This window comes from Pollutimonas bauzanensis, assembly GCF_040393045.1.
Lineage (GTDB): Bacteria > Pseudomonadota > Gammaproteobacteria > Burkholderiales > Burkholderiaceae_B > Pollutimonas > Pollutimonas bauzanensis_A.
The window spans coordinates 1-7,465 of sequence record NZ_JBEBUX010000173.1; the positions used below are offsets into that span (position 1 = coordinate 1).

At 54.0% G+C, this 7,465-nt stretch carries 7 protein-coding genes; 4 read left to right on the plus strand and 3 right to left on the minus strand.

The features are described from left to right. The 3 genes from ABWO67_RS18320 to imuA form a co-directional block, all read right to left on the minus strand. A partial coding sequence (locus ABWO67_RS18320; RefSeq protein ID WP_353154446.1) for a PHP domain-containing protein occupies positions 1-1,821 on the minus strand: 1,821 nt, incomplete at its 3' end. Positions 1,822-1,829: 8 nt separating this feature from the next. Beyond that, positions 1,830-3,275: a Y-family DNA polymerase gene (locus tag ABWO67_RS18325; RefSeq protein WP_353154449.1), complete on the minus strand. Its 1,446-nt coding sequence runs from the start codon at positions 3,273-3,275 to the stop codon at positions 1,830-1,832. After that, the gene (imuA, locus tag ABWO67_RS18330; RefSeq protein ID WP_353154452.1) at positions 3,205-3,918 is read right to left on the minus strand and encodes a translesion DNA synthesis-associated protein ImuA; all 714 of its coding nucleotides are present in this window, start codon (positions 3,916-3,918) and stop codon (positions 3,205-3,207) included. The genes ABWO67_RS18325 and imuA overlap by 71 nt, the downstream gene beginning before the upstream one ends. A 135-nt stretch (positions 3,919-4,053) precedes the next feature. On the opposite strand from imuA, the gene ABWO67_RS18335 reads away from it, so the two are divergent. The 4 genes from ABWO67_RS18335 to ABWO67_RS18350 all read left to right on the plus strand — a co-directional run bounded on the left by ABWO67_RS18335 (position 4,054) and on the right by ABWO67_RS18350 (position 6,044). Continuing rightward, on the plus strand, positions 4,054-4,356 hold the full coding sequence (locus ABWO67_RS18335) for a DUF6388 family protein (protein ID WP_353154454.1): 303 nt from the start codon (positions 4,054-4,056) through the stop codon (positions 4,354-4,356). A gap of 424 nt (positions 4,357-4,780) precedes the next feature. Continuing rightward, positions 4,781-5,371, plus strand: coding sequence for a hypothetical protein (locus ABWO67_RS18340; RefSeq protein WP_353154457.1), 591 nt, complete (start codon positions 4,781-4,783; stop codon positions 5,369-5,371). Positions 5,372-5,496: 125 nt separating this feature from the next. Next, positions 5,497-5,667 (plus strand): YodC family protein, encoded by a 171-nt coding sequence (locus ABWO67_RS18345; protein WP_353154459.1) that lies wholly within the window; start codon positions 5,497-5,499, stop codon positions 5,665-5,667. A 167-nt stretch (positions 5,668-5,834) separates the two neighbouring features. After that, a complete protein-coding gene (locus tag ABWO67_RS18350; RefSeq protein ID WP_353154461.1) occupies positions 5,835-6,044 on the plus strand; it encodes a hypothetical protein in 210 nt (69 codons plus the stop codon). Positions 6,045-7,465: the final 1,421 nt, after the last annotated feature.

Here is a 7,465-nt window from a genome sequence, read left to right on the forward strand (position 1 = left end):
ACGGGGCAGCATGCTCATTTGGGCGCGCGACTCGATTTGAAAGGTGCCTATGGTGTCAGCGGCGCAAATCATGTCGTAGGTTTTGCTATCTTCAGCTGGAATGCTCTGCATCTCGAACAGTTCTCCGCGTATTTCCGATACGCCTTCAAGCGCCCGGCGAATGACGCTGAGCATGCCTAATGCCAGAATATCGATCTTTAGCAGGCCTACGGCATCAATGTCGTCCTTATCCCATTGCACGACGCTGCGATCAGCCATGGCCGCGTTCTCTATGGGCACCAGGCGGCACAGGGGGCCTCGCGATATGACAAACCCCCCAGGGTGTTGAGACATGTGCCGGGGGAAACCCATAAGGCGCTCGGCCAAGCTGACCCATTGTTTGGCGGTGGCAGAATCGGGATCCAGCCCGCATTCGGCCATGCGCGCGGCAAGATTGCTGCGTCCGTCCCAGTAGTGATAGGACTTGGCCACGGCATCAACGATCATCGGATCGATGCCCAGCGCTTTACCCGTATCGCGGATGGTGCTTTTAACCCGGTAGGTGATCACTACGGCTGTCAGTGCGGCGCGATCTTGCCCATACTTCTTGTAGATATACTGAATGACTTCTTCGCGCCGCTGGTGTTCAAAGTCCACATCAATGTCGGGTGGTTCATTGCGTTCTTTGCTGATGAACCGTTCAAACAGGTTATTGCCGCGGGCCGGATCCACTTCTGTAATGCCCAGGCAATAGCAGACCGCGCTATTGGCCGCCGAGCCGCGCCCCTGACAGAGTATTTGGCGGCTTCGCGCAAATTTGACGATATCGTAGACCGTTAAAAAATACGGCTCGTATTTCAGATCGGCAATAAGGTCGAGTTCGTGCTCGATCTGTTCCTGGACGCTGTGCGGGATACCTTTGGGGAAACGCCGATGTGCGCCTATGTAGGTTTCCTGGCGCAGGTAGGTTTTGGGTGTCAGGCCTTCCGGGCAAATTTCGTCGGGATATTCATACTTCAATTCGTCCAGGTTGAAAGGGCATTGGCTTGCCACTTCCAGCGTTTCCTCTAGCGTTTCCCGAGGGTAAAGATTGGCCAGGCGTAGCCGTGCTCGCAGGTGGTGTTCGGCGTTGGGGGCGCGTTCGTACCCGCATTCCTGTACGGATTTTTTTAGGCGTATGGCCATCAGCGTGTCATGCAGGGGTTTGCGTGACCGCAAGTGCATTTCAACCTGGCCAGTTGCTACGACACGCATACCTGCGTGGCGAGCCGCAGCCAGTACGGCGGCCTTATGGCGAGTGTCCTGGGAGCGATGCAACAGCGTGAGCGACATCCAGCAACGACCCGGGAAGGTGGCGACCGCCCATTCGGCCTGGGCCAGCAAGCGTTCGAAGGGGGCGCCATATTCGGGAACCAGCAACACCACACATTCCGGCAAGCCGCGCAAATGGGCAAGGCTGGGATCGCCGGGATTATCGATGTCAGTCGGCGAAAGCCGGTATTCGCCTTTTGGGGCCTGGCGTCGTCCCAGCGTGATGAGTTCGCACAGATTTCCGTAGCCGCGACGTGTCTGGGCCAGCACGACCAGCGATACGGCGGGTTCGTCAGCCACGCGCAAGGTAAAGCTTGACCCGATCAAAAGCGGCAGATTCTGTTTCTTGGCCTCGACGTGGGCACGTACAACGCCAGCCACCGAGCATTCATCGGTAATGGCAATCGCGCCATAGCCCAGTTCTGCCGCACGCGCCACCATTTCTTCCGGATGCGAGGCGCCACGCAAAAACGTGTAGTTCGTCAAGCAATGCAATTCACTGTAAGGAGGTAAGGCCGAAGGGGTATACATGATTTATTTCATGCGAACAGGCCATGCAAGAACCAGCCGGTTTCGCTGCCACGCTCTTGATACAGCCAATAGCGAGTGCCGTTCTCGGCTTGAGCTACATAATAATCACGCACAGCCAGGCCTGCCCACCAGCCATCTTCAATGCGCTCGGGGCCCCGTATAAGACGCAGCGGCGAACCATAAAAAGGGCGATGTTGCTTGACGGGCAGCGAAACCGGGTTAGTCAGCAGCCAGAACGGGCGCTCTGCGGCGTCAACGCAGCCGGCGGACCCCGGCTGTTCATCCACGGGTACCCAACGGTTAGCGACTTCAGGGCGATGGTCGGCAATAGGGCTGGGGTGCAGGAGATTTTCTCGCCCCAGGCGCGCTACAAGTACCTCAATCAGTTGTTGGAGATCCGCAGGGCTGCCGCCAGGATCTGGAAACAGATCCTTAGGCGCCGGCGCCATGGTTTCGGTATCGGCCGCGTGCAAGTCCACGGTAATGACCGGGGCAGGTAGTTCCAGATTGTGCAGACGCTCGACAAGAAGCCGCAACAGATGCTCGGATTCCCAAGTAGGTGAGCCCAATGCCAACTCTAATTGAGTGGGTGGTCTTGCGTGACGGCCGCGCTCGTGGCCCAGTTCGAATACGATCCGCGTGACGGCGCGTCGGCGGGCTGCCAGCCAGCCGCACAGTTGCTCGATCAGGCGCCGGGCGACAAAAAGGATGGCCTCAGCGTGCTCGATGCGTTCCATGAGTTCGATGCGTCCGGTAAATTCCGGCGGCGCCACAATCCAGTCGAAGATTTCAGGAGCTTGGCCGTATGCCGCATCCAGAGCCTGGATAATGGACTTGTTCGTGCGTCGCTGCAGCCCCGCCCGTGGTAGCCTGCGTAAGGATGCCAGCGTTGCGCAACCGATTCCGTCGAGCCAGTCTCGATATGGTCTTGTCGCAGGCAAGTAGGCACAAGGCAAGGCGTCCAGTCGCTTGGCCAACATGTCTCGCTGCAGGACGCGCCGCCGCCGGACCGGCCTGGCAGCAAACAGCCAGGCACCGCCAGCGGTAGGTGCGATCGAAATTTGTGCTTCGAAACCAAGCCCTTCCAAAGTCGAGCGTACGCGTCGAAAGAGCTTTCGTATGCCGCCAAACAGGCTTAGGCTTGCCGAGACATCCAATAGCAGTGTGTTGTCTTCCGATAGTGCGACTTCGGGCGTGTATTGAAGCAGGGCCAGAGATACTTCATCAAGCGCGCGCTTTTCGGCGTGTTGGTTGTATGGCACCAACGTAGCTGTGGGACACAACGTACTTACGCCGCCACGGCGCATGCCTGGGCGCACCCCTGCCATCGCAGCAGACGGGGAAACCGCCTTGACCTGATCGCGGTCCAGCACAACAAGGGGTTCAGTGCGCCAGTTCGGGGAGTGGGTGTCCAGGCTTGCGTGCGACAAGTGCACGCCTATCCATAATCGCATGATCAAACTCGGAAAATCGGGTGTCGGGATAAAGATGCAGGCTTATCGGCCCCGCATGCGTGGCACCTCGGCGTTTCAGGATGGAAATGCTTAGCCCCCGCCGAGTCGGTTGCAGCACCAGACGTAGCGGCGATGGCGAGGATTGTTCAGCGGCTGCCATGGGGCGCATCAATATAAAAAGCGTGTCGCTTTCCTGGGCAGCCAGCTGCAACCGCCGCAAGGTTTGATTGCGCGCACGATCTTGCCAAAGCAGAAGCGCACCGAACGTGCCGCTACGCAAAACCTGCTCTGCCGTCCATAGCGCATCGGCCGCGCGTTCGGCATGCGCCCACACAAGACAGGAAGGCGGGCAGCCCCAGCCAGCCCACGCTGCTGTTTGAGGTAGGTAGGGCGGCTGCACCAGCATCGTAGGCCGCCTGCCAAGGCGGCTGAGGGCGGGGCGTAATAATTGCATTTCGCCAATGCCGGGTTGCTGCGCCAGGAATTCAATTAAATTGCCTAGCGGCCAGCCGCCGCCCGGCAGTTCTGCGGAGAGTGGCGCAAAACCTGTATCGGCGCACCGGCCTTGCGGGAGGGAAAGCCGTGAGGCCCGCCAGAGGGATGGATGGATGCGCTCTGGCAAAACAATGTTGGAATCAGGCATGAGCGCCTCGTGTTAGTTGTACTGTTTAAATATACAGTAGTTTTAACACAAACCGGGCCATCCTATCCTAAAACAGTAGGGGTGAGTTCGGTGCGCGGCTAGGGTAAGATTGGGCGCTGCATACAAGGAGCAACAATGATGGATGAATCCAGCAGGATCAAAGCAGTAGTAGCGCGCGGCAAGCAGCGATTTTTTGAGCGCCATCCTCACCTATTGCAAGAGGCCGATGCGATAACGGATCAGGATGCGGAAGCCCAAGGGGCCAGCGTTAGCGAAATGCAGGAAATTGCCAAGTATAGGGCGATTGCCGGCGTAGCCAAGGCAATGAAAAAAGACAGTTTAATGATGCTTTTGGAGCTGGGCTCAGATTCAAAAGAAGAACTCGATCAGCTTATTGCTGCGCAGAACACGCTGATAAAAAAGTCGATTGGCATGTAGTACAGGCAGCATGGAGCCGGGTTCGCGCACCGGCTCGAGCACTAATCCGTTTGCCGCTAGATATCACTGGATGTAGGCACCAGCTTGAATCCGCAAGTAAGCCCCCATTTGTCTTCCCTGCTAATCCATACGGTATTACATGTAATACAGCGGTATTGACGGTCTACTGCCCCATCCGCCGCTTCTGTAGGCCTGGTGCCTTGATGCTTCATATTTTCATGAGGATCATTGCCAATATTGTGACAGGGCTCGCAGAGCCATGATGCAACTGTCTGGGTCATAGAGTAACGCTCGGAAATGATAGTCCTTCTATTCTATGTCACATTCTGCATTACCGTGGAATATCTCATATCTTATGGGTGGCGAGAGATCCAGATGCTACATTTCTCGGACGGGGCGTATTCAAAACAAGAGGGACTAAATAATGGATTCGAACGTAGGCAATTACGAGCATTTTTCGCATGTTCGTATCATTATTGGCATGGTGCTGGGTATCAGTGTGTCGCGTCTTGTCATGGGGATGTCCGAGTTTTTACAACACCCTAAACGCAAGAGAATTTACTTGGTGCATCTTGGTTGGGTGCTCTACCTCTTTTTGACGATCACGCATTTTTGGTGGTACGAGTTTGGACTGACGAAGGTCAGGGTTTGGTCTTTCGGTCTTTATTTTTTCCTTATTTCTTTTGCTTGTTTGTTTGCTTTCGTGGCGTCCATGCTATTTCCGTCGAGCATGGCCGAGTATGAAGGTTATGAAGATTACTTCCAGTCGCGGCGCAAAACCTTCTATGCAATGTTTACCGTGCTGGCAACCGTTGATCTGGCCGACACGGCGATCAAAGGATTTGACCACTTTCACGCTCTCGGGATCGAATATCCCATACAGCAAATCATCTTTATCTTGTTAGCGATGATAGCGATATTCACGCCAAGCAAGATTTACCAAGGCGCGTTTGTCAGCGCGGCTCTTCTGTATAAAACGCTGTGGATCTACAGACTTTATGGTGTGCTGAATTAAATCAGCGCATGCGGCACACATTTGTTCTATCGACCCATCAAAGATGAGCCCTGCGTGTTCGGGGCTAATCGGCATCAGGGCAGCCTTCTGGCATACTGATCCCCTTATTACATAAAGAGGTACATATGACTAAGTTTCAGGTTGGCGATGTTGTTGTGTTAAAGAGTGGCGGGCCGCGTATGACTGTTACGCAAACGGGGCTTACCCATAGCCGCGTCGAATGTACGTGGTTTACACCGAACGCAGAAATCCAGACCGCATACATTTCTGACAGTGCGTTAGTTGACAACAAATAGTTCGAGCTGAATGATTGCGGACCGCCCGTGAGGCGGTTTTTTTTTGAGTATGGAACCTGGCGCAGAACGGTATCTTGCACATGCGGGATAATGAGCTCTGCAACGAGCCTGATTAGTCAGGTACGAGCGGGCACATCGCCACGCTACAACACAACAAAGAGGTCAATATGAGCGGGAAAAGCTTGGTCGAGCGCGCAATTACTGCGTACTTAAAAGCAGGTGGGCCAGATCAGCCAGGGAAAGGCAGTGATGAGGTGACAATTGATGGCGTTGTATACGCGGTCCTGCGCAACGTGAAGGGTGTTCTTGCCGTTTACAAACTAGATAGCAAAGGAATTTTGCGCAGAGTGCGTGATATACCTGAAGGCATAGCGTAGAAATCCTGATGTCGTTACCCTATGTTTTCCTCTGCACATGATGGCGCTATGATTTCTCTTATCACCTAGGAGAGCGTTATGTGGACATGCAGAAATTGCGGGCTGAGCATTCTGCCTGGATCAGTGAAACCTGAAATCGATGGCGACAATTTTTATTTCGTTTGTCCTGGCTGCGATGCTCAAAACGAACTTGTGAATGTAGGCGGGAATGTGGACGGTGAGGCTGCTCAATTGATTCAGCCCGATATATAGGCGGCTCAAGGCAGCGCTCTTTGGTGCACGAATCCCTTCGTTACTGTTTGCATGTTACTGAAAGACGACATCGCACTAGAATCAAAAGTACAGGTCAACTGAAGGAGCCGTGATGAAGCTGCTATTGATTGCTGTGATATTTTCGATGTTATCGAGCTGTGGGATGTATCCGCAAGGATCTTCCGGAAGCGATGCCGGACAGCAGAGCCAAACCCCAATGACGGGCAATGGCGGTGGGGGTGGTTACTAGCTCGCCTTGCTGATCATGGCAATTCTTGACCAGGGAACCTTGGGTCCGCGTATTCATTACGGTTTTATGAATAGGGGGCGGGTTATCCCCAGGGTTGCTAACAGAAATTGGGGATAAGTCAGGCCGTCCCTTGCGCGTTACTTCTTGTAAGGCGCGGCCAGATAAAAGTGATTAGAATCGCAGCCGGTTCCACTTTTTGAGATATACATGAAATTAGTTGCCCTGCTTGCCTTTACGGTTGTCGTCCTATCTGGATGTGCGGTGTATACGCCATCTGGATCGGTTGTTGTTGATCCGCATGGAGGCGATCGCGGCGGGTTCTGTCCTCCAGGACAGGCTAAGAAAGGCAACTGCTAAGATAGTCAGGCTTACGGCAGCATTTGAAACACCTTATCCACACCAGATCTATCCGTGTGCCTTAGCCACACCGTCCCGCAATTAACGCAACAGTACTGGCGCTCGATGTTTCCACAGTATGTTTCCGGCGGGATAAGCCGCAGGAGGATCATGGAGGTGTGAGGCTTCACTTCGCAGGGCTGGCGTGACAGCGCCAGGCAGGCAGGGCAGGTTGATACCGAGTCTGTATAGTTCATGCATAAAGAGTATCGTAAAACGAGCAATTCTGAGTAATACTGTTTTCTTTTGTAGTGTTTTGATTTATATAGAAAAGAAATCGTGCTTGTTTCAAATCGGCGTAAGATTTCTATGTTTTTGATCGAAGAAGCTTTATGCTCTTTGCGTCCAACAAAGGTAAGGGATTGTGTAATGAAACGACGTACTGCTTTGATTGCTTCACTTATTGCGGGTAGCGCACTGGTCTTCGGCGTTCAAGCAGCACCGCCTGAAGGCAAAGGGCAGAGCCAGAATGCGGGTCGCTCAGACAAAGGCGGTAATGGCAATTCGAACAAAAGCAATTCGA